This window comes from Streptomyces sp. C1-1 (assembly GCF_050214755.1).
Taxonomy (GTDB): Bacteria; Actinomycetota; Actinomycetes; order Streptomycetales; family Streptomycetaceae; genus Streptomyces.
This window is the reverse complement of the sequence record NZ_CP189826.1, coordinates 1005358-1026651: the sequence shown is the minus strand read 5'-3', so window position 1 is coordinate 1026651 and position 21294 is coordinate 1005358. Positions and strand designations below refer to the sequence as shown.

Below are 21294 nucleotides of genomic sequence, written 5' to 3'. Positions count from 1 at the left end.
ATGAACACCTCTCTCGTGAACTCCGGTCGCATGGCGTGGGCGGCGTTGCGCATGCTGCTCGTCCTCACCGTCGTGACCGGCATCGTCTACCCCCTCGTCGTCACCGGCATTGGCCAGGCTCTGTTCCACGGCAAGGCCAACGGCTCGATCGTGAAGGTCGACGGCAAGGAGGTCGGCTCGAAGCTGATCGGTCAGAGCTGGAACATCAAGGGCACCGACAAGCCGGACCCGAAGTGGTTCCAGCCGCGCCCGTCCAACAGCAACTACGACCCGCTGGCCACCGGCTCCAGCCAGCTCAGCGCCAGCAACCCCAAGCTGGTGAAGATGGTCGAGGCGGCCAAGAAGCAGGTCGCCGCCTTCAACGGCGTACCCGAGTCGAAGGTGCCCGCCGACGCGGTCACCGGCTCGGCCTCCGCCGTCGACCCGGACATTTCCCCGGCTTACGCGGACATCCAGGTCAACCGGGTCGCCAAGGCGAACGCGCTGTCCGTGGCCCAGGTGGAGAAGCTGGTCAAGGACCACACCGACGGGCGCAGTCTCGGCTTTATGGGCGAGCCGCACGTCAACGTCCTGGAACTCAACATCGCCCTCAAGGAACTGGCCCAGAAATAGTGGGATTACGGACACCGACGGCCGGGAGCCGGCGAACCGGGAACCTCCGGTCCGCCGGCTCCCACCGCCGCATCTACGCCGCTGACCCCACCGACAAGAGGAAGGCCGCGCACCGATGACCCGGGTGCTGGTGGTGGAGGACGACCCGCAACTCGTACGGGCCCTCGTGATCAACATGCAGGCCAGGCAGTACGGAGTGGACGCGGCGCCGGACGGCGCCACCGCCCTCCGTCTGGCCGCTGCCCGCCAGCCGGACGTAGTGATACTGGACCTAGGCCTGCCCGACATGGACGGCGTGGACGTGATCAAGGCCCTGCGGGGCTGGACCCGGGTGCCCGTCCTGGTGCTGTCCGCGCGCCGTGCCTCGGACGAGAAGGTCGCCGCGCTCGACGCGGGCGCGGACGACTACATCACAAAGCCGTTCAGCATGGACGAACTCATGGCACGGCTGCGGGCTGCCGTGCGTCGCACCGAGGAGAGATCACTCGTCTCCGAGACGACACTGGTCAGGACCGACGAGTTCACGATCGACCTGATGGCGAAGAGGGCGGCCAGGGGCGGCCGGGACGTACGGCTCACCCCCACCGAGTGGCATCTGCTGGAGATCCTGGTCACCAACCCGGGCCGATTGATCACCCAGACATACCTGCTGCAGGAGGTCTGGGGCGTCTCGCAGAGCACCAAGACCAACTACCTGCGGGTCTACATGGCCCAGCTGCGTCGCAAACTGGAGGCGGATCCGGCCCATCCCCGTTATCTGATCACGGAGCCGGGCATGGGCTACCGCTTTGAGGGATGACCGGCACAGACAGACGTACGGGCGTAGCGGCGAAGAGACGAGAGACATGGCACGCGGCAAGCTTCGGATTTACCTGGGTGCGGCGCCGGGCGTCGGCAAGACCTACGCGATGCTCTCCGAGGCTCACCGCCGCATCGAGCGGGGCACCGACTGCGTGGTCGCCTTCGTGGAGCACCACGGCCGGCCGCGCACCGAGGTGATGCTGCATGGCCTGGAGGAGATCTCGCGCAGGGAACTGGAGTACCGGGAAGCCCTCTTCACCGAGATGGACGTCGACGCGGTGCTGGCGCGTCGCCCGCAGGTCGCGCTCGTGGACGAGCTCGCGCACACGAACATCCCCGGCTCGCGCAACACCAAGCGCTGGCAGGATGTGGAGGAACTGCTCGCCGCCGGCATCGACGTCGTCTCCTCGGTGAACATCCAGCACCTGGAGTCGCTGGGCGACGTCGTCGAGTCGATCACCGGCGTACGACAGCAGGAGACCGTCCCCGACGAGCTCGTCCGGCGCGCGGACCAGATAGAGCTGGTCGACATGTCACCCGAGGCGCTGCGCCGCCGGATGGCGCACGGCAACATCTACAAGCCCGACAAGGTCGACGCGGCCCTCTCCAACTACTTCCGGCCGGGCAACCTCACCGCCCTGCGCGAGCTGGCGCTGCTGTGGGTGGCCGACCGGGTCGACGAGTACCTGAACCAGTACCGCAGCGAGCACCGGGTGTCGAAAATCTGGGGCTCGCGCGAGCGGATCGTCGTCGGCCTGACCGGCGGTCCGGAAGGACGGACGCTGATCCGGCGGGCAGCCCGGCTGGCCGAGAAGGGGGCCGGCGGCGAGGTGCTCGCCGTGTACGTCACCCGCAGCGACGGTCTCACGTCCGCCTCGCCGAAGGAGCTGGCGGTCCAGCGCACCCTGGTCGAGGACCTGGGCGGGACCTTCCACCAGGTCGTCGGCGACGACGTCCCGGCGGCGCTGCTGGACTTCGCGCGCGGGGTCAACGCCACCCAGATCGTGCTCGGCGTCTCGCGCCGCAAGAGCTGGCAGTACGTCCTCGGGCCCGGTGTCGGCGCGACGGTGGCCCGGGACTCCGGCCCCGACCTCGACGTCCACCTGATCACCCACGACGAGGCGGGCAAGGGCCGGGGGCTGCCCGTCGCGCGGGGCGGTCGGCTGGGGCGCTCGCGCATCCTCTGGGGCTGGTTCGCGGGTGTCGCCGGCCCGCTACTCCTGACGCTGCTGCTGACCCACGTGGACGCCGACCTCGGCCTGACGAACGACATGCTGCTGTTCCTGACGCTGACGGTGGCGGCAGCCCTCCTCGGCGGCCTGCTGCCGGCGCTCGCCTCGGCGGCGTTCGGGTCCATGCTGCTGAACTGGTACTTCACGCCACCGGTGCACCGGATCACGATCGCCGACCCGAAGAACATCCTCGCCCTGGTGATCTTCGTGGCGGTGGCCGTGTCGGTGGCGTCGGTCGTCGATCTGGCGGCCCGGCGTACTCACCAGGCGGCCCGGTTGCGGGCCGAGTCGGAGATCCTGTCCTTCCTCGCGGGCAACGTGCTGCGCGGTGAGACCAGTCTGGAGGAGCTGCTGGAGCGGGTGCGCGAGACGTTCGTGATGCGGTCCGTGGCCTTGCTGGAACGCGAGAGCGACTCCGCGCCCTGGACCGTCGCGGGCTGCGTGGGCCCGGACGCACCGACCGGACGCCCCGAGGACGCCGACGTCGACGTACCCGTCGGCGACCATATGGCGCTGGCCCTCTGCGGGCGGGTGCTGCCGGCCGAGGATCGCCGGGTGCTGGCCGCCTTCGCCGCTCAGGCGGCCGTGGTCGTGGACCGCCGCCGCCTCCAGGAGGAGGCCGACCGGTCCAAGGTGCTCGCCGAGGCGAACCGGATGCGCACCGCGCTGCTCGCCGCGGTCAGCCACGACCTGCGCACGCCTCTCGCAGGCATCAAGGCGGCCGTCACCTCGCTGCGGTCGGAGGACGTCGCCTGGTCGGAGCAGGACCAGGCCGAACTCCTGGCCGGCATCGAGGAGGGCTGCGACCGCCTCGACCATCTCATCGGCAACCTGCTGGACATGTCCCGGGTGCAGACCGGCACCGTGGCGCCGCTGATCCGGGACATCGACCTCGACGAGGTTGTCCCGATGTCCCTGGCCGGCGTGCCGGAGGACGGTGTGGAGCTGGACATCCCCGAGACGCTGCCCATGGTCTGCGTGGACAAGGGCCTGTTGGAGCGCGTGGTCGCCAACGTCGTCGAGAACGCGGTGAAGTACGCCCCCGCCGAGGAGCCGGTCCTCGTGTCCGCGAGCGTTCTCGGCGAGCGTGTCGAGGTCCGGGTCGTCGACCGCGGCCCCGGCGTCCCCGACGAGGCCAAGGACCGCATCTTCGAACCCTTCCAGCGGTACGGCGACGCTCCGCGCGGCAACGGGGTCGGCCTCGGCCTCGCCGTCGCCCGCGGTTTCGCCGAGGCGATGGGCGGCACCCTGCGCGCCGAGGACACCCCCGGCGGCGGCCTCACCATGGTCCTCAGCCTCCCCACGGCGGACAGCCCGCAGGCGGTGTCAGACCTCTCCGCCACGACAGCCTCGTAGACACGCCGTAGGTGATCCGGCCCGGGCGAGGGCTGACATCCCTGCTGCGGGAGCCTCCCGTCAGGCACCCGGGAGGCATACGGTTGTGTCGTGCGCGAGATCACCGAAGCCGCTCTCCGCTTCCCCACGGCCGCGTTCACGGCGGCGCTCGTCCTGGTCGTCGGCTTCTGGGTGCTGATTCTGCTGGACCCGTCGGCACACGACCGGCCGGCCCGCCGCCCGGACGCCGCCCCATCAGTCGTGCGCGCCACCCCGGTCATCGCCGAGGCATCCCTGGTCATCGCCCTCGCCTGGATCCTGAGCCTCGGCGGCTCTGTGCTGCTGCGTCCCCACGAGGCCGCCCAACCACTGGCAGCGGTCCTGGCCGCCCTGCTCCTCGTCACCTCGCTCGCGCTGGCCACCCTGGCCGCCCGCCTCGTGACCCGGGGACGGCGCCGGCCGCGCGGCTGACCCGACCGCGGTACGCCCGTAGCCCTCCCGTGAGAGGGCGTGGCACCTCGCCGATGGACGGCATCAAAATCGCGTAAACATTGCCGGAACACGGCAATGAAACAGCGCGCCCCACCGTGTCAGGATTCCGTCAAGCCGGAGATCAGCGGCAGGTGAGAGGGGGACGGCGCGCATGGCCTGGTTTCTTGGACTCGGCATCACGGGGGTCGTGCTGCTCGCCCTGTCGCTGGTCTTCGACGGGCTGCTGGACGGCGCGCTCGACGGTGCGCTGGGCGGCGGTCTCGACGGGTGGCTGTCGCTGCCGGTCGTCGCCGGTTTCCTGGCGATGACCGGCTTCGGCGGAGTCATCGCCCAGGTGACCACGGGGGTCGGCCCCTTGGGCGCCACCGCCGCCGGCGCACTGTCGGGGGTGGGCACGGCTTGGCTGACATATCGCTTCAGCCGTGCCCTGATGCGTGATCAGACGGCGGTGACGCCCACCGGGGCCGATCTCATCGGTACGTCCGGGAGTGTGGTGACGGCCATCCCCGCCGACGGGTTCGGTGAGGTACTGCTCCAACTCGCCGGACAGCCGGTGAAGTTCGCCGCCCGCAGTGCCGGGCCGGTGGCCCGGGGTGCCGAGGTGTGGGTGGAGGCGGCGCCGTCCGCGACCTCCGTCCTCGTGCGCCCGGTGGACCGCTGAGCTCTGCTGCGCCGGCCGACGGCCCGCTCCTCCTTTTCTGCTGACCGCCCCATGTGGGGCCTTTCCACCCCTCCGGGGTACTACGTGTCTGGGGGCACTGCCATGAGTCCTGTCGTCGTCGCCGTGGTCGGAGTCGTCGTACTCCTCGTCCTGTCGGCTCTCGTCGTCATCAGCCGCTACAAGGTGGCCGGGCCGAGCGAGGCGTTCATCGTCACGGGCCGGCGGGGCAAGAAGGCCACCGATCCGGAGACCGGCCGGGTGTTCACCGACAACAGCGGGCAGAAGGTCGTGGTCGGCGGCGGCGTGTTCGTCGTGCCGTTCGTGCAGCAGAAGTTCACCCTCGACTTGTCCTCGCGGCACATCCCGGTCGCGGTGCGCGGCGCGGTCACCCTGCGCGGGGTGAAGGCCAACCTGGACGGTGTCGCCATCGTCAAGGTCGGAGGTACCGAGGACTCCATCCGCGCCGCGGCCCAGCGGTTTTTGATGCAGCAGGACGGCATCGTCGGCTTCACCCAGGAGGTCCTGTCCGGCGCCCTGCGCGCGATCGTCGGCCGGATGTCGGTGGAGGACGTCATCCGTGACCGGGCGGCCTTCGCGGGGCAGGTCGCGGAGGAGGCGGAGGCGAGCCTGTCCGGGCAGGGCCTGGTGCTGGACGCCTTCCAGATCCAGGACATCACCACCGAGGGCTCCTACCTGGAGGACCTCGGCCGCCCGGAGGCGGCCCGCGCCAAGCAGGAGGCCGACATCGCCGAGGCGGTGGCCCAGCGTGCGGCCGAGCAGGCGCGGCTGAAGGCCGCGGAGGAGATCGCCGTCGCGCAACGGACGTTCAACCTGCGGCAGGCGGAGATCAAGGCCGAGACCGACGAGGCCGCGGCCCGTGCCGCCGCCGCGGGCCCGCTGGCCGAGGCGGCCCGGCAGCAGGAGATCCTCACCCAGCAGGAGAAGGTCGCCGAGCGGCAGGCCGCACTGACCGACCGGCAGCTCGACACCCAGGTCCGCAAGCCGGCCGACGCCCAGCGGTACGCCGCCGAGCAGGAGGCCGAGGCCAGGCGGGTGGCGCGCGTCAAGCAGGCCGAGGCGGACAAGGCGGCTGGCATCGCGGCCGCCCAGGCGGAGGCCGAGCGGGCCCGGCTGACCGGTGAGGGCGAGAAGCAGCGGCGCAGTGCGCTCGCCGAGGCGGAGGCCGTCGAGGGCCTCAAGCAGGGCGAGGCCGAGCGGTCCCGGCGTGCGGCGATCGCGGAGGCGGTCCGGCTGGAGGGCGAGGCCGAGGCTTCGGCGATCGGCGCCAAGGGCGCGGCGGAGGCGGAGGCGATGCGGAAGAAGGCCGACGCGTTCGGGCAGTACGGCGACGCGGCGATCCTCCAGATGCTCGTCGAGGTGCTCCCGCAGGTCGTCGCCAAGGCGTCCGAGCCGCTCAGCGCGGTGGACAAGATGACCGTCATCTCCACCGACGGCGCGAGCCAGTTGTCGCGCACCGTCGCCGACAACGTCGCTCAGGGCGTCGAACTCCTCAGCTCCACCACCGGAGTCGACCTCGCCGAGTTGCTGAAGGGCATCACACGACGGGCAGAGACCGCGCAGCCGGCGCCGGAGGCCAACGGAAAGATCGAGATCGGCGGCTGATCCGGTCGACGTATCAGGGCAAGGAGCACGGGAGGCGACCGCCCGTGCTGATCAGCCAGAACTAGCCGGGTCCTGCGCACTCTCCTCTACCGGAGCGGGTTGAGGAACTCCCGGCTGTCGGGCGGGGCGTGGGGTGCTGAGGGCCGGGCATCGCCGCACACGGCGGGCGATCGTCTTGGGCCGGCTGCCGCGATCGACTGGGACAGGTCGGGCGCATCCTCATCTCCGCCGCGTCGGTGCCGTGAGTGGCTGGCGGAGAGTAGTCACAGGAGCCGCTCGATCTGCCGCAACTCCTTGCGGATGCTGGGCAGATCGGTGCGGTCCCGGTCGAGGACAACGTAGAGGAAGAGTCCTTCGTGCGTGCGGCGGGTCAGAGGCCGAATCAGGTGGTACTCCGTATCCAGGGTGATGAGGATGTCCACCAGCCGCGCCGGTGCGTAACCGATCAGGCCCATGGCCGAGAGTTTGGCGCGAACGACGTCCGTGCCGCCGCTCGCGGCCTTGGCGAGGTCGAGGCCGTCCGGCCCGCCGAGGGTGCCGAGCGTCATACGGCTGACGTAGTCGACGACCGCCACGCCGAGCGCTCCGTCGAGGCGCATGGCCTGGCGCATCGCGATGGTGATGGCGGACACGGTCAGCCCCCTCGTCGTGCGGCACGAGCCTGTGTTCCGGCCGTCTTTGCATCGTGCCACGATTCGTGATGTCTGGCCCTGGAAACGGTCGGGCAGCTGTACGACGTCGTCCTTCATGGCGCTGCCCCATGCCGTGTCAGCCGGCCTTCCATCCCCAGGGCGTGTCGACACGCGCCCACTCCTCGTCCCAATGCCTCGACTGCCGCCGGGCCAGGTGGAGACGGACCAGCTGGGCGCCGCCGAGCAGAGCTCCGGCCACCCCCAGGCTGACCAGCACGCCGGTCCAGGCCGCCTGGAACGACGCTTCACCGTGCGCGAGCGGCTTCGACGTCAGCCGGCCCCGCCGGTCGACCCACACCGTGGCCAGGGTGCCCGCCTTCGCACCGGGGTGCACCTTCGCCCGGCCGGTATGCGTCGAGCCGTCCGGCGCCGTCCAGCGCACGATGGCCCAGACGTGACTGCCATCGAGCGCCGATGCCGACGTCCCGCCCGGCGCGTTCTCGGTGAGGACGGCGGAGACCAAGTGGCGCTCCGCCCGTTGCCGGTCCAGCCCGTGGTCCACCGCGGACCCTGCCGCCAGTCCCGTGAGCACACCTCCACAGAGCGCGATCAACCATGCCGCGAGCACGATCCAGGCGTCGACGACGTCACTGCGGCGCCTGAGCGGATTGCGGCGCCAGCGCCACATCCACCCCTTGCCGCATCGGGTCTTTGCCATGGCCGACACCCCCTTCGCGAGCACTGACAGGTCCGTCGACTTCGTTTTTAGTGTCCTCCTGTCGATGCTCCCGACGACCGGACGCGTGCGGCGGGTGGCGCAGGCGTGGCGTCGTTATCGCAGCCGGTACACGAGTTTGGGCTCTCCTTCGCATGGCGCAAAATAGGATGGCTCTTTGTCGCGCGGCCGCCGCTTTGGGTGGTCGTTGATCGCTGCGGCACCCATTCCGGGGGGATGTGGGTATGAGTTCCGCACGTGATTTCGGCTCGCGCCGTCGCGCCCGCCGTCTCGCCGTCGGCACCGTGCTGGTGCTGGCGTTGGCCGGGCCGAGCGGGCCGTGGCTGTACCGCTTCGGGAGCGAGAAGTACCACACGTACAAGATCAACAGACCGGAGTACAAGGCCGAGAACGGCCACTGGGACGTGGTGAACGTCCCAAGGCAGTTCCGGCAGAACACCATCCACGGGGCGCTGCTGCAGACCGGCAAGGTGCTGCTGGTCGCCGGCTCTGGCAACAACCTCGACAACTTCGACGCGAAGAACTTCCGCTCGGTGGTGTGGGATCCGTCAAGAACACGTACGACGAGGTCAAGACTCCGGCCGACCTGTTCTGCACCGGCCACATCCATCTCGCCGACGGCAACCTGCTGTTCGCCGGCGGCACCAAGCGCTACGAGAAGCTCAAGGGCGACGTCACCAAGGCCGGCGGCCTGATGGTCGTCCACAACGAGAACCCGGACAAGCCGATCACCCTGCCCGCCGGGACTCACTTCACCGGCAAGCAGAATCACAAGACTTTCGTCTCCAAGGATCCGGTCACCGTCAAGCCGGCGAAGAAGATCTTCGACAAGAAGACCGAGAAGTTCCTGCGGACCGAGGCGAGCCTGGGCCGTATCTACGTCGAGGCGCAGAAGAAGGGTGCCAAGTACGAGACCGGCGCCCAGGAGAACTACCGCATCGAGGGTCTGACCGGCTCCGACACCCACAACGTGTACGGCATCGCCAACAAACTCGGCCTGGACAAGAAGGACTTCCAGGGCATCCGGCAGGCGTAGGAGTTCAACCCGTACACCGAGAAGTTCACCAAGGTCGCCCCGATGAGCGAGGCGCGCTGGTACCCGACCCTGACCCGGCTCGCGGACGGCCGGGTGCTGGCCCTGTCCGGCCTGGACGACATCGGCCAGGTCGTGCCCGGCAAGAGCGAGATCTACGACCCGAAGACCAAGACCTGGCACTACAGCGGAAAGATCCGCCAGTTCCCCACCTACCCGGCCGTCTTCCAGCTGCCCGACGGCACCTTCTTGTACTCCGGCTCCAACGCCGGCTACGGCCCGAACAACGTGGGCCGCACCCCGGGGATCTGGCAGGTCGACACCAACAGGTTCACCAAGCTGCCCGGCCTGGACGACGCGCACCTGACGGTGACCTCGGGCACGGTCCTGCTGCCGCCCGCCCAGGACCAGAAGTTCATGGTCGCTGGGGGTGGCGGCATCGGCGAATCGCCCAAGTCGTCGAAGAAGACCCGGATCATCGACCTCAAGGCGACCAGCCCCCACTTCACGGACGGGCCACAGCTGACGGAGGGCACCCGCTATCCGGAACTGTCGATCCTGCCCGACGACACCGTGCTGATCACCGGCGGCTCCGAGGACTACCGCGGCCCGTCGGCGGAGAACATCCACCCAGGCCCGCATCTACGACGCCAAGACCGGCAGGATGCGCCGCGTCGCCGACCCCGAGGTCGGCCGCAACCACCACTCCGGCTCCATCCTCCTGCCCGACGGCCGCGTGATCACCTTCGGCGGCGACTCCCTCTTCGCCGACAAGGCCAAGTCCAGGCCCGGCGTCTTCGAGCAGCGCCTGGAGATCTACACCCCGCCGTACCTGTACCGGGGCTCGCGGCCCTCACTCACGGGCGGGCCGAAAACCGTCAAGCTCGGCCAGACAGCGACCTTCGCCACCAAGTACGCCTCGGTCATCAAGACGGCGCGGCTGATCCACCCCGGCTCCACCACCCACGTCATCGACGTCGAACAGCGCTCCGTCGCCCTCGACTTCAAGAAGACGAAGGACGGCAGGGGCATCCAGGTCACCGCCCCGAAGAACCGCGACCTCGTCCCGGCCGGCTGGTACATGCTCTTCGCGACCGACGACCAGGGCACACCGTCCAAGGCGCTGTGGGTGCGCGTGCCCTAGCGGGTTGTGCCGAGGGCGTCCAACGCGGCGAGGATGTCGGCGGGTTCGGCGCGGAGGGTGTAGTCGGTGTGGACGAACGCCCAGCGGATCACGCCGTCGCGGTCGATGACATAGGTGGCGGGCAGCGGCAGGGTACGCGGGTGGCCGCCGTTGACGCGCTGGAGGTCGAAGCCGAGCTTGTCGTAGACGGCGGCGAGGTCGTCGGGGAGGTCGAAGGCGAGGCCATACTGCCGGGCGGTCTCGGAGCCGATGTCGCTGAGCACGCCGAAGGCGAGTTCGTGTTTCTCGGTCAATGTCAGCGACTCGTCCGGGACCTGCGGGGAGACGGCCACCAGGTGAGCCCCGCGCGCGGTGATGGCGTCGTAGTGCTGCTGGAGTGCGCGCAGGGCGATGTTGCAGTACGGGCACCAGGCGCCGCGGTAGAAGGCCAGCACGACCGGGCCGCGGGCGAGCAGGTTGTCCAGCGCGACGGACTCCCCGGTGGCGGATGGCAATCGGAAGGGCGGGGCTTGGTCGCCGACGGTCAGGGCGCGGTCGGCCTGACCGGAGTCGGCGAGCTCCTGTCCGGCCCGGCGCATGATCTCCCGTATCTCGGCGGGGATCTGCTGCTGTCGGGCTTCGTAGAAGGCACGCAGCTCGGCGTTCAGGGGCATGGGAACGGTCCTCCTGAGGCATGGATCGATCAACTCGGAACGACCGTTCCAAGATAACGGGGTCGGGCTTATCCTGGAACCCTCGTTTCAAGATGGTGGGTCGAGGGAGGGCAGGTAACGCGATGCCGGACGTCAAGCACTTCGACCCGGATCAGGCCCTGGAGTCCGTGGTCCGGCTGTTCTGGCGGCAGGGCGTGGCCGCGACCGGGATCCAGGACGTCGTCACGGCGACCGGGCTCAACCGCTCCAGCCTGTACGCCACGTTCGGCGGCAAGCAGGAGCTCTACCGTGCCGCACTGCGCCGCTACCTCAAGCAGCGATCCCAGCCGGCCTTCCGCCGCCTTGCCGAGGACGGCCGGGGGCTGCCCGCCGTCGCGGACTTCTTCGCCGGGCTGATCGAGGCGCGCTGCTCGGGCGAACACGCCCGCTGGGGCTGCATGGTCTCCAACGCCCACGCCGGAGCCGAGAACGGCGATCCCGAGGTCCGAGCCCTTCTCGACCGGCACCACCGGGAGTTGAGGGACGCGCTGTGCGCAGCGCTCGTCACGGCTCAGGGGCGAGGGCAACTCTCTGCCGGAACGGATCCGGACGCTGCTGCCGAACTGCTGGCGTTGCTCGCTTACGGCGTGAACCTGCGCTCACGCTCGGGGGCCGACTCAGAAGCGTTGCACGCGACGGTGAGCGCTGCCCTGCGAGCCTTCGGTGGCCGAATCGGGGTGTGACAAGGGGCCGCCGGTTGAGGATGCTCTTCGGCGAAGGCCGGGACCCGATCTCACTTGGGCGGCAGGCTCGCCGCGAACGCGTGGCCCTGTTCGATCCACTCGCCGAGCGCCTCGTCCTCCGCGACGGCGGAGGCCGCGACCACGATCCAGCCGCGCATCGGGCGGCCGGTCATGTCGAAGATCCGTGCACCCGGCCGGGCCAGGGCCTCGTCCGTGGCGTCGGGCCCGACACGGACCATGAGGTCGTCGCCGCTCACGCCGACGGCCATGTTGCCGCGGTGGAGGAAGGCGATGCCTCCGAACATGCGCTTCTCCGTGATGTCGGGATCGGCGCCCAACCGCTCCCGGATGCGTTCGGCCAGCCCTTCGTCGTACGCCATCATGCGCTCCCTTTCCGGTCGGTGAGCCGTCGTTCGAGGTCGCGCAGGTCCTTGGTGAGATTCGATCGGACGTGCGCGACATCAAAGGCGCCGCGAGACGCAGCAGCCCGCCCGGGCCGCCGCGCACCCGGATGCCGGCCAGGGTGCCGCGTGGGTGGGCCTCGAAGGTGTAGGTGACGTGCATGGGCATGGGGGCGGCCGTGGCGATCATGGCCAGCAGCAGTGGTGGCTCGTGCGCGGTCACCGGCAGGACGTAGTGGATGCGCCGGCCGAGGAAGTACGCCGTACGGGTCGGCTCGGCGCCCACTCCGAATCCGCCGCCGTCCGCTTCCCTGGTGAGCTCCGCCTGCCGGATGCCCTGGATCCTCCCCCATGGCCCTGAACGGGCATGGGAGGTGCCCCCAGGTGTCGTGACACCAGTCCATGGCGTACGCCGCCGCCTGCTCGGGCCGCAGCGGGATCACACGCCGTACCGTCACGTCGAATGCCACGGGCCCAGGATCCCAGTCGGCGTGCCGGTGCGCGCGACATCGGTCGGAAGGGTGACGGATGCCCGACAAAGCGCGACAAACGGAGATCCTCGCGAGAAGCTGCGGCTGGATCCGTCCCCTTCCCGGGACGAAACACCGCCTCGCGCGCAAGGAGCCGCCGTGAACGCCACCGACGACAGCTATCGCTTCGACGACCTCACCGCCCTGTTCGTCAACTGCACGCTCAAGCCGTCCCCGCAGCAGAGTCACACCCAGGGGCTCATCGACAAGAGCGCGGAGATCATGATGTCGCGCGGGGTCACCACGTCCGAGATCCGCGCCGTCGACCATGACATCGCCACCGGCGTCTACCCGGACATGACCCAGCACGGTTTCGCGACGGACGAGTGGCCCGCGCTGTACGAGCAGGTGATGGCCGCCGACATCCTGGTGATCGCCGGGCCGATCTGGCTGGGCGACAACAGTTCGGTCACGAAGAAGGTCATCGAGCGCCTCTACGGCTGCTCCGGTCTACTCAACTCCGAGGGCCAGTACGCCTATTACGGCCGCGTCGGCGGCTGTCTGATCACCGGCAACGAGGACGGTGTCAAGCACTGCGCGATGAACGTCCTCTACAGCCTCCAGCACCTCGGCTACACCATCCCGCCGCAGGCCGACGCCGGCTGGATCGGCCCGGCGGGCCCCGGCCCCTCCTACCTCGACCCGGGCTCGGGCGGCCCCGAGAACGACTTCACCAACCGCAACACCACCTTCATGACCTGGAACCTGATGCACCTGGCGGCCATGCTCAAGCGCGCCAAGGGCATCCCCGCCCACGGCAACCAACGCTCGGAGTGGGACGCGGGCTGCCGCCTCGACGCCCCCAACCCCGACTACCGCTGACCCCTACGCGCTCAGCGGCACGCCGTGCTCGTCGGCGAAGATGCGCCGGCACTGGCCGTTGCAGAAGCCGTGCAGCGTTCCCTCGACCTCCAGGGTGAGGTCGGTGGCGTTCAGGTCGACGGTCATGCCGCACACCGGGTCGATGACCGTGCCGGGCGGCAGGTCGTCGGTGGGCAGGCGGGCGATGGTGTCGCGGTGCGGGGCGGTCATGTGCTGGATGAGATCCAGGCTGCCCATCGGACGTCCGTACAGCCCGAGGCTGCCTTCCTGGACGCCGACGACCTGGATCAGGGCGTGCGGTTGGTCGCGCAGCCGGTCGGGATCCCGGCCCGCCTGCTCCTCGGTCTCTGCCAGGGCCTGGGTGAGCCGGTCGATCGCGTGGGCGCTCATCTCCTTGCGCCAGGGGGCCGGTGCGCTGACGCGGATCAGGTAGCGGGGCGGGTCGGCGGGGTCGACCGGGGGACGGTCGCCGGTGATCCATGCGGCGGGTTCGTGGATGAGGACCTGGGTGAGGGCGCGTGCGGAGTCCATGACGGCTTCGGCGTGGGCGTCCTCGGTGCCCATGAGCGCGTCGATGAGCCGCGTGCCGAGCCGTTGGTGTCGTGCCGGGTCGAGAACGCCCGCGGGTGCGAAGAGCTCGATGAGAATCATGCCTTCATGCTCGGTCGGCGTGCCGCCGCGGTCGTCGTACGGAGGGAGCGGGTTGGGGTTACTCCGAGGGGAGTGGAGGGCTACTGCGGCGGGAGTACGGCGGCCCTCAGCCACCGGTGCGCGTGCGGTTGCGGGTCCTGATCCGGAAGATCACCAGCCCGACCGCGGCGAACCCGGCCGCCCAGCTCAGGCCGAGCGCGAGGTGGCTCCACAACGCGGTGTTCCCGAAGGAGCCGCCGACGGCGAACTGCATGGGCCCGAAAGAGGGGAACCACTCCAGGACGGGCTTGTTGGCGAGGGGGTTGCCCAGCGGGTTCTGCAGGAAGGTGTCCATCAGCCCGCCCATGATGATCAAGAAGAAGCCCTCCAGGTCGTGCTTGACCAGGACGCCGAGGAACAGGCCCAGCGCGCCATAGGTGAGCGCGATGGCGGTGAAGCCGGCCAGCACGGCGAACCAGCCGCCGGGATCCGGACGCCAGAAGGGAAGCACCGCGAGCGCGGTGTAGAGCGCGATCGCCCCCGCGACCAGGGCGATCGCCAGCGCCTTGGCACTGATGAGCGTGCTCTGCCGGTATCCGGCGAACACCAGGCGGCGGTCGAAGGTGAGGGCCTTGCGTACGGCGTCGAAGACGACGAATCCGGCAATGATCGTGACGGAGTTGAGGCCGGCCGAGATCAGGGTCAGGTGGCCGCCGTCGACGTGCAGGACCCGGCCGGTGGCATAGAGCTTGAAGTCCAGTGGCGCGTGTCCGGCCAGGGCGTCCATCATCAGGTACCAGGCGGGGACGAAGAGGACGAGCAGCAGTGCGGCGAGCCGGTTGCGGGTCTGGTCGCGCACGCAGAAGCGCAGGGCGGTGGGGAACTGCCCGTACGGCGGCCGCAGCCGGAGTGCGTCAGGCACCGACATGGTCGTCCTCCCTCGACGTCGTGCGCGGGGTGAGCCGGCCGTCGGTGAGATCGGCCAGCAGGTCGAAGCGGTCCTGTTCGAACACGAGGTGGGTGATGACCACGATGGCCTTGCCACGGGTGCGCAGTTCCTCGACCAGGTCCCAGAACCGCAGGTAGGTATCCCAGTCGAAGCCCTGGTAGGGCTCGTCGAGGAGGAGAACGTCCGGGTCGTGCAACAGGGCCAGGGTGAGATTGAGCTTCTGCCTTGTGCCGCCGGACAGTTCGTCGGCGGGGGACGCTCCGTACTGCTCGTAGCCGAGGAGGCGGACGAGTTCCCGGCCGCGGTCCAGGTCGGGCAGGCGGTGGGCGGCGGCGAAGTAGCGCAGGTGCTGTTCGACGGTGAGGCTCGCGTTCAGGACGGGGTCCTGCGGGCAGTAGCCGAGGGTGCCGGACAGGACGACCTCGCCGCGGTCCACGGGCAGGGTGCCGGACAGGATCTTCAGAAGCGTCGACTTGCCCGCGCCGTTCTCGCCCACGACGGCGACGAGTTGCCCAGGGGCGACGGTGAGGTCGGCGCCGCGCAGGACGGGATGCTTGCCGTAGGACTTGTGGATGTTGTGGGCCTGAAGTACGGGTGTGGGTGCGGGTGTTGAGCCGGGCGCCATGCGCCGCCTCCCTAGGGTGCGTCTCCTTGCGGTTCCGGTGGTATCGCGTTCAGTCCGCCCGCGTAGATACTGAGCATCTCCGGGGCCCAGCGGGTCATCCCGTCGACCGACAGCGGGTCTGCGCCGAGGACTTCGGCCAGGCGGTCGCGCAGCAGGAACAGGGCGAGGTCGTTGGCGAGGAGCAGGGCGGCGCGCACCGCCGGATCCCTTCCGGGGGCGGCCAGTCCCGCTGCCGCCAGGCCGTCCAGCGCGGCCCTGCTCAGTTCGTACAGGCGCCGGAACAGCAACTGCGCGGCGTCCGTGTCAGACAGCAGGAGTCGGCGCAGGTAGCTGGGCAGCGGTGAGTCGTCGGGCAGGTGCCGGGCGAACACCTCGCTCAGCGAACTCGCCCCGGCCCCGGGATCGAGCAGCTCCGCCCCGCCGTCACCCGTCAGCTCGCCAAGCATCGCCTCGAAGACGTCCAGGACGTACTGGTCGACCTCCTGTCGCAGGCCTTCCTTCGACCCGAAGTGGTGCATGACCAGCCCGGGCGACACGCCGGCGGCTGCGGCGATCTGCCGCATCGTCACCGCCTCCCACCCGCTCGCGGCGAACAGGCGCAGGGCCTCGTCACGGATGACCGCGCGGGTGGTCCGGTCGTCACGGATTGAACGCATGTGCAGAATACTAAACGAGCGTTCAATCGCTGTCGAGGGGAGGCGGAACGCCGTGTGTCTACGGGGCGCGTCACCCGGTACGGGGCCTCGGCGGGAGCGTGCCCGCGTGGGCCGGAGCGGACGGCGGGGCGTTCGCGGTGGGCACGTCGTCCGGCAGCACCTCATCGGACTGCTGTGAAGTGGCGACCGTGGGTGTGCCGCCGGGGGTGCCCGAACGGCTGGACGCCTGGGAGAGGGCTCCGACGGCCACGAGCACCGCGGCGACCGTCGCGAGGACGTGGCCCACCCGTCGCCACCGGGTCGGGCCGTCCATGTCCCGCCATGCAGGGGCGGGCCGCCGTTCCTCCGGCTGCCACACCTCGCCCACCGCATCGAAAGATGCCGACCAGGGTTCGGCGGGCGCATCCTCTCGCCGCTCCTGCCGCACGCCGTGTGAGTCCGCCGGATCGGGGTGGCTCCCGGCTGCCCGCTCCCGTGCGGAGGGTTCCCTGGGTGCGGAGGCCCGGATGGCCTGCTCGGTGTCGCCGAGAAACCGCCGCCATATGGTGTCCGGGATGGGCGGAACAGCCCCCTCCTCGTCCGGTGTTCCGCCCTGGCCTGGGTCTTCAGCGACCACGGTCCCCGTCCTCCTCGGCCTTCCTCGGCCGGGTCCGTTCTGCGGGCCGCAGCGGACCGCACGGATCGGCGGAGAGGGTGCGGAGTGCGCGCACTTCCGAGAACCGATTGGTGGGAGACCTGTCGGCGGTCGGTGTGGCGCCCTCACTCCGGACAGCGTGCCGATCACTCCTGGGCGCTGGGCGACACCGACCGCCGACTCGGTCCCCCGAGTGCAAGTTTTGCACAGTGCAAAATCTGAAGGCCAGGGCTTTGGGGTGGTCTTGGTCTGGAGTTGAACCCGCGTAGTGCCTGGGCTTCACGGCAGCCGGGTTCCCGGGCCGGCGTTCAGGCGTACGAAGGGGACGGCCCGGCCCGCCTCTCGGAACCCGGCGTCGGTGCCGTCCGACAGGAAGCCCATGAACGCGCACAGGCGGCGTGCGGTTCGTGGGTGGCGACGGGCATAGCGGGCCATGACCTCGGCGCCCTCGTCCGGTGTGAGGAAGTGGGCCGTGACGGCGTGACGGCGGGTGCCCACCTCGATGAGGGTCTTCGGCTCTGCGCGCAGATTGCGGTACCAGGCCGCCTTCGGGCCGAAGCCGGACGCGACGGTCCAACTGCCGTCGTCCGGCTCGTACTCCACTACTTCGAGGACCACCTGTCGGTCGAGTCCGGTGACGCGGCCGGCATGGTGCAGGAGGAGCAGTCGTTTGCCGAAGATCCATCCCAGCCCGCAGTGGAAGAGAAGAATCGGCAGGCGGACGAGGAACCGCCGCCAGCCGACGGGGAGCCGGGGTCGGTCCGGTGCGGTCTGTCTGTGGGGCATCTTCGCCTTCCGACGTCGGACATGTCGGCTCTCGGCCTCTATTGGGTAAAGGGCTCGACCGAGAGCACCTTCCTCACAGGGACATTTGCATAGTCTAAATCCGGGGAGGGGCGTCTGTGCCCAGAGCGATCAGACGGCTCTCATGCGCTGGAACTTTTTCTGGAGGACGCATGACCGAGCGGAGGCCGGCGCAGGGTTCTGCGGTGCTGTCCTGGATGCCGGTGGCGGCGATGGCCGTGGTGGCCGGGGCGGATGTCGTCGCCGGGCCGGGGGTGGGCCTCCTGCCGCTGGTCTCGCTCGGGCCGGCGTTCTCCGGGCTGGTCGGCGGATGGCGGCGTACAGCGCTGATCGGTGCGCTGGCGCTGCTCGTGTGCGTGGCACTCGGGATGTACGACGGGCTGTTCGAGGAGCGGCGGGGCTTCGCGGCGATGGCGTCGGTGGCGGGGGTCACCGGCGTGGGCATCGCGGCCGCGGTGACACGCTCGCGCAGGGAGGCGGAGCTGGCCAGTGTCCGGTCGATCGCGGAGGTGGCGCAGCGGGTGCTGTTGCGCCCGGTGCCACGCACCGCGGGCCCGCTGCAGGCGGCGGTGTCGTACACCTCAGCCGTCGCCGAGGCGCGGATCGGCGGCGACCTGTATGAGGTGGTGGCCTCGCCACACGGGATCCGGGTGATCGTGGGCGACGTGCAGGGCAAGGGGCTCGCCGCGGTGGAGACGGCCGCCGTGGTGCTCGGCGCCTTCCGGGAGGCGGCCCACGACGAACCCGACCTGGTCGGGTTGGGCGAGCGGCTGGAGCGGAGCGTGGCCCGGGAGTTGGAGGGGGAGAAGTTCGTCACTGCCGTGCTCGCCGAGATCGGTTCGGACCACGGGGTCGTTTTCCTCAACTACGGTCATCCGGCGCCGATGGTCGTACGCCACGGCGGTGGCGTCGACTTCCCGCAGCCGCTCGCGTACGCCCTCCCCCTGGGACTGGGTGCCCACGGCAGCGAAGGGCCCAAACCCTATCGGGTGGACTTCGCCCCCGGCGAACAGCTGCTGCTGTACACCGACGGGGTCACCGAGGCCCGGGACACGAACGGCTCCTTCTACCCCCTCGGCGAGAGGGCCGACCTGCTCAAGGAGCCCGACGCCGGCCGCGCCCTGGAGGCGCTGCGCGAGGACCTGGTGCGCCACGTCGCAGGACCGCTCCATGACGACGCCGCGATGCTGCTGCTGCGGTATCACGGTCATGGGGAAGGAAAATCTGTTCCCATCGGGTGAGGGGGCACCACCTTCGGCAAGGTAGAAAGGACACATGCCGGAGCGTGAGAACCCCGCGGGGACGATGGACGACGTCGATGCGGTGACCCGTGCGGTGCTGACCGCGTCCCGCCTGCTGGTGGCGGTCTCCGCCCGCTCGCTTGCCGAGGTCGAGGAACGGGTGACGCTTCCGCAGTTCCGTATGCTGGTCGTGCTCTCCACCCGCGGAGCCACCAAGCTGGTGACGCTGGCCGATCTGCTCCAGGTGGCGCCGTCGACGGCGATGCGGATGGTCGACCGGCTGATCGCGGCCGGGCTCGCCGACCGGCAGACCAACCCGGGCAACCGCCGCGAGACCCTGCTGCAGCTCACCGAGGAAGGCCGGCGCACCGTCGAGGACGTCACCGCCAGGCGCCGCACCGAGATCGCCGCCATCGTCGAGCGGCTCTCCCCGATCCAGCGGCTGGCGCTCGTCGAGGCCCTGGGCGCCTTCAACAAGGCGGGAGGCGAGCCCCCCGCCCCCGCCCTGGACGACCCGGAACCGCATCCGCTCGGCTGGGTCGTCGACGGCGTGATGGCGCACGACACCTGACGCTCCTCCCTGACACCTGACGCTCCTCCCGGCTGTTGCCGCGATTCCCGGACGGCTCTTTTCCGCGTCCGAAAGATTTTGCATAATGCAAGGGAATTGTGAACGTCGGCTGTGCTGCAGTGCTCCGACAGTGCGCCCGACGTGCGGGTGCCGGTCGCGGAGTGCGTCTGCGAGCCGTGGAGTGAGTGGTCGCCATGGACGGGAAGAATGCGGGGGGTGTGACACGCGTGCGCCGGAAGCGTCATCACTCGTCCCCGTGTGAGCGTCACCTGATGGCGTACTTGCGCACCTCGGTGTGGGGCCCGGCGGAGTTCGTCGGGCGGCCGCCCTGGTGGCTCGTGGGAGAGGGGCTCCTGGCGGGGGTCCTCGGTGCCGGGGCGATCGTCGGTACGACGCTCTTCGGCGCCTGGACCGGCCGACTGTCGCTGGCCGACGGCGAGGCGGGCCTGGTGTGCGCGGGTGCGCTGGCCGTGTATCTGTCCTTCGTGGGGGCCGGACGTGCGCTGATCGGCATCGCCGCGCTGCTCGGTGTGTGCCTCGCAGTGCAGGCCCCGCAGGCAGCCGCCGGGATAGTGCTGGCCGAACGGGGTCAGGTGCAGTCCGTGGTGGTGACGTCGGTCGAGGACGGCCGGGCGGCGGAAGGCGGGCATGCCCGCTATCTGTGTTCGGTGGCGGGCACCGACGGCGTCCCGCTCAAGGTACGCATCTGGCGTGGCTGCGGAGAAGCGACCCGGCCCGGGGACGCGCTCGCCGTGGTGTCGGATCCCCAGGGACGGGTGCCCCCGCGCGGTGCGCAGGCGGGGGCCGGTGTGGCGGGGCCGCTGCGCGACCTGGCCCCCTGGGCCGCGGCCCTCGTCGCCGGATGCCTGGTCGCCGTCGTCCGCTCCTACCGGCTCTCCCGCCCAGCGGAGACCGCGATCCCGTTCGGCACGGGTCAAGCCGGCCACCGCTGATCAGCCGGCCGAGGGGCTGGGCGTCGGGGAAGCGGTGTTGATGCCCAGATCGGGGCGGGCGGTGAGGACGGCGATCGGGGCACCCGGCTGGGCTGCGGGTGGCGTGAGCTGCTCCTTGGGGAGCTTGGGCGGGGTGGTCTGCTGGAAGTTGACCTGGTCGAAGTTCACGACGCCGGTCTTCTCCAGCACGGTGATGTGGTCGAGGACCGTGTCGTTGGCCAGGTCGGCGAGCTGACGCACGAGGGTGTTCTTGGTGCTGGCGCGGATCTTGGCGATGGCCGGGAAGATCTGGCCGTGGGTCACGCGCATGATGTTGGCGGCGGTGGTGTCGAACTGCGTACCGGACTCGGCCGCCGAGGTCTGCACGAACTGCTGCTGTTGCGGGGTGGCCTGGTTGGGCAGCGTGATGTTCAGCTCGGGGGCGATCTTGCGGCACAGTTCGTCGAGACCGGCGTGCCCCACGATCAGGTGCTTGCCGGCCTCCCGCATCTCCGGAGTGGAGCCCTTCTCCAGCGCCAGCTCGCCCAGCGGGTACTCCCACAATCCGGCGGAGCGCACCTTGACGACGAAATCACGGTCGCCCTCCGTGAGTGGACCGTACTGCGTGCTGGCGATGACCCGGTTCGGATCGCTGGAGACGGTCTGCACACCGAGCATGGCGGGGTAGGCGAGTGCGGAGAGGGTCAGGCCGAGCGCGCCGACCACGACGACGGATCCGACCATGTTGCGGGAGATGGGCATGCGGCCTCCAGGCGTGAGCGGCTGGTACGCCAGGGGGTACGGAAAGGCCGGGACAACCGAT

Annotated in this window: 22 protein-coding genes and 1 pseudogene; 12 read left to right on the top strand and 11 right to left on the bottom strand. The window is 70.0% G+C overall.

Translation table 11 applies throughout. The features are described from left to right. The 6 genes from kdpC to ACQF4J_RS04620 all read left to right on the top strand — a co-directional run bounded on the left by kdpC (position 1) and on the right by ACQF4J_RS04620 (position 6756). A complete protein-coding gene (gene kdpC / locus ACQF4J_RS04645; protein ID WP_427164676.1) occupies positions 1-612 on the top strand; it encodes a potassium-transporting ATPase subunit KdpC in 612 nt (203 codons plus the stop codon). Positions 613-727: 115 nt separating this feature from the next. Continuing rightward, positions 728-1411: a response regulator gene (locus ACQF4J_RS04640; protein ID WP_427164675.1), complete on the top strand. Its 684-nt coding sequence runs from the start codon at positions 728-730 to the stop codon at positions 1409-1411. A 46-nt stretch (positions 1412-1457) separates the two neighbouring features. Beyond that, positions 1458-4001, top strand: a complete 2544-nt coding sequence (locus tag ACQF4J_RS04635; RefSeq protein WP_427164672.1) for an ATP-binding protein — start codon at positions 1458-1460, stop codon at positions 3999-4001. Between the two features lie 90 nt (positions 4002-4091). Continuing rightward, complete coding sequence (locus ACQF4J_RS04630; protein ID WP_427164671.1) at positions 4092-4451, top strand: hypothetical protein; 360 nt, start codon at positions 4092-4094, stop codon at positions 4449-4451. Between the two features lie 172 nt (positions 4452-4623). Next, positions 4624-5133 (top strand): hypothetical protein, encoded by a 510-nt coding sequence (locus ACQF4J_RS04625; protein ID WP_427164670.1) that lies wholly within the window; start codon positions 4624-4626, stop codon positions 5131-5133. Between the two features lie 102 nt (positions 5134-5235). Then, on the top strand, positions 5236-6756 hold the full coding sequence (locus ACQF4J_RS04620; RefSeq protein ID WP_427164669.1) for a flotillin family protein: 1521 nt from the start codon (positions 5236-5238) through the stop codon (positions 6754-6756). Positions 6757-7019: 263 nt separating this feature from the next. Here the strand turns inward: ACQF4J_RS04620 and ACQF4J_RS04615 are convergent, their stop codons facing one another. Together ACQF4J_RS04615 and ACQF4J_RS04610 are read right to left on the bottom strand one after the other, a co-directional pair. Next, on the bottom strand, positions 7020-7388 hold the full coding sequence (locus ACQF4J_RS04615; protein WP_427164668.1) for a hypothetical protein: 369 nt from the start codon (positions 7386-7388) through the stop codon (positions 7020-7022). Between the two features lie 136 nt (positions 7389-7524). After that, on the bottom strand, positions 7525-8106 hold the full coding sequence (locus ACQF4J_RS04610) for an Rv1733c family protein (protein WP_427164667.1): 582 nt from the start codon (positions 8104-8106) through the stop codon (positions 7525-7527). A gap of 242 nt (positions 8107-8348) precedes the next feature. Here ACQF4J_RS04610 and ACQF4J_RS04605 point away from each other — a divergent pair. Then, positions 8349-10301, top strand: a pseudogene (locus tag ACQF4J_RS04605) (galactose oxidase-like domain-containing protein). Here ACQF4J_RS04605 and ACQF4J_RS04600 read toward each other — a convergent pair. Beyond that, complete coding sequence (locus ACQF4J_RS04600) at positions 10298-10954, bottom strand: peroxiredoxin-like family protein (RefSeq protein WP_427164665.1); 657 nt, start codon at positions 10952-10954, stop codon at positions 10298-10300. The pseudogene ACQF4J_RS04605 and the gene ACQF4J_RS04600 sit on opposite strands and share 4 nt — an antisense overlap. A 122-nt stretch (positions 10955-11076) precedes the next feature. Between ACQF4J_RS04600 and ACQF4J_RS04595 the strand changes: the two genes are divergently transcribed. Then, positions 11077-11676 (top strand): TetR/AcrR family transcriptional regulator, encoded by a 600-nt coding sequence (locus tag ACQF4J_RS04595; protein ID WP_427164663.1) that lies wholly within the window; start codon positions 11077-11079, stop codon positions 11674-11676. A 50-nt stretch (positions 11677-11726) separates the two neighbouring features. Here ACQF4J_RS04595 and ACQF4J_RS04590 read toward each other — a convergent pair whose 3' ends face one another. Continuing rightward, positions 11727-12056 carry a TfoX/Sxy family protein gene (locus ACQF4J_RS04590; RefSeq protein WP_427164661.1) on the bottom strand — a complete coding sequence of 110 codons (330 nt, stop codon included), beginning with the start codon at positions 12054-12056 and terminating at the stop codon, positions 11727-11729. A 650-nt stretch (positions 12057-12706) separates the two neighbouring features. Between ACQF4J_RS04590 and ACQF4J_RS04585 the strand changes: the two genes are divergently transcribed. Then, a complete protein-coding gene (locus tag ACQF4J_RS04585; RefSeq protein WP_358593646.1) occupies positions 12707-13429 on the top strand; it encodes a flavodoxin family protein in 723 nt (240 codons plus the stop codon). Between the two features lie 3 nt (positions 13430-13432). On the opposite strand, the gene ACQF4J_RS04580 is transcribed toward ACQF4J_RS04585, so the two are convergent. The 6 genes from ACQF4J_RS04580 to ACQF4J_RS04555 form a co-directional block, all read right to left on the bottom strand. After that, complete coding sequence (locus tag ACQF4J_RS04580) at positions 13433-14080, bottom strand: hypothetical protein (protein WP_427164660.1); 648 nt, start codon at positions 14078-14080, stop codon at positions 13433-13435. A gap of 106 nt (positions 14081-14186) precedes the next feature. Continuing rightward, the gene (locus ACQF4J_RS04575) at positions 14187-14987 is read right to left on the bottom strand and encodes a hypothetical protein (RefSeq protein ID WP_427164659.1); all 801 of its coding nucleotides are present in this window, start codon (positions 14985-14987) and stop codon (positions 14187-14189) included. Further along, positions 14974-15633, bottom strand: a complete 660-nt coding sequence (locus ACQF4J_RS04570; RefSeq protein ID WP_427164657.1) for an ABC transporter ATP-binding protein — start codon at positions 15631-15633, stop codon at positions 14974-14976. The genes ACQF4J_RS04575 and ACQF4J_RS04570 overlap by 14 nt, the downstream gene beginning before the upstream one ends. An 11-nt stretch (positions 15634-15644) precedes the next feature. Next, positions 15645-16289: a TetR/AcrR family transcriptional regulator gene (locus tag ACQF4J_RS04565; protein ID WP_427164655.1), complete on the bottom strand. Its 645-nt coding sequence runs from the start codon at positions 16287-16289 to the stop codon at positions 15645-15647. 70 nt (positions 16290-16359) lie between these two features. Further along, positions 16360-16905 carry a hypothetical protein gene (locus tag ACQF4J_RS04560; RefSeq protein WP_427164654.1) on the bottom strand — a complete coding sequence of 182 codons (546 nt, stop codon included), beginning with the start codon at positions 16903-16905 and terminating at the stop codon, positions 16360-16362. A gap of 297 nt (positions 16906-17202) precedes the next feature. Next, entirely contained in the window at positions 17203-17709 is a 507-nt protein-coding gene (locus ACQF4J_RS04555) for a nitroreductase family deazaflavin-dependent oxidoreductase (protein WP_427164653.1), read from the bottom strand. Positions 17710-17879: 170 nt separating this feature from the next. Here ACQF4J_RS04555 and ACQF4J_RS04550 point away from each other — a divergent pair, with 170 nt between their 5' ends. From ACQF4J_RS04550 to ACQF4J_RS04540, 3 genes are all read left to right on the top strand, one after another. Then, positions 17880-18968 carry a PP2C family protein-serine/threonine phosphatase gene (locus tag ACQF4J_RS04550; RefSeq protein ID WP_427164651.1) on the top strand — a complete coding sequence of 363 codons (1089 nt, stop codon included), beginning with the start codon at positions 17880-17882 and terminating at the stop codon, positions 18966-18968. A 34-nt stretch (positions 18969-19002) separates the two neighbouring features. Further along, the gene (locus ACQF4J_RS04545; protein WP_427164650.1) at positions 19003-19539 is read left to right on the top strand and encodes a MarR family winged helix-turn-helix transcriptional regulator; all 537 of its coding nucleotides are present in this window, start codon (positions 19003-19005) and stop codon (positions 19537-19539) included. 272 nt (positions 19540-19811) lie between these two features. Then, positions 19812-20492 carry a hypothetical protein gene (locus ACQF4J_RS04540; protein WP_427164648.1) on the top strand — a complete coding sequence of 227 codons (681 nt, stop codon included), beginning with the start codon at positions 19812-19814 and terminating at the stop codon, positions 20490-20492. Here the strand turns inward: ACQF4J_RS04540 and ACQF4J_RS04535 are convergent, their stop codons facing one another. Next, positions 20493-21233, bottom strand: a complete 741-nt coding sequence (locus ACQF4J_RS04535) for a DUF4142 domain-containing protein (protein WP_427164646.1) — start codon at positions 21231-21233, stop codon at positions 20493-20495. Positions 21234-21294: the final 61 nt, after the last annotated feature.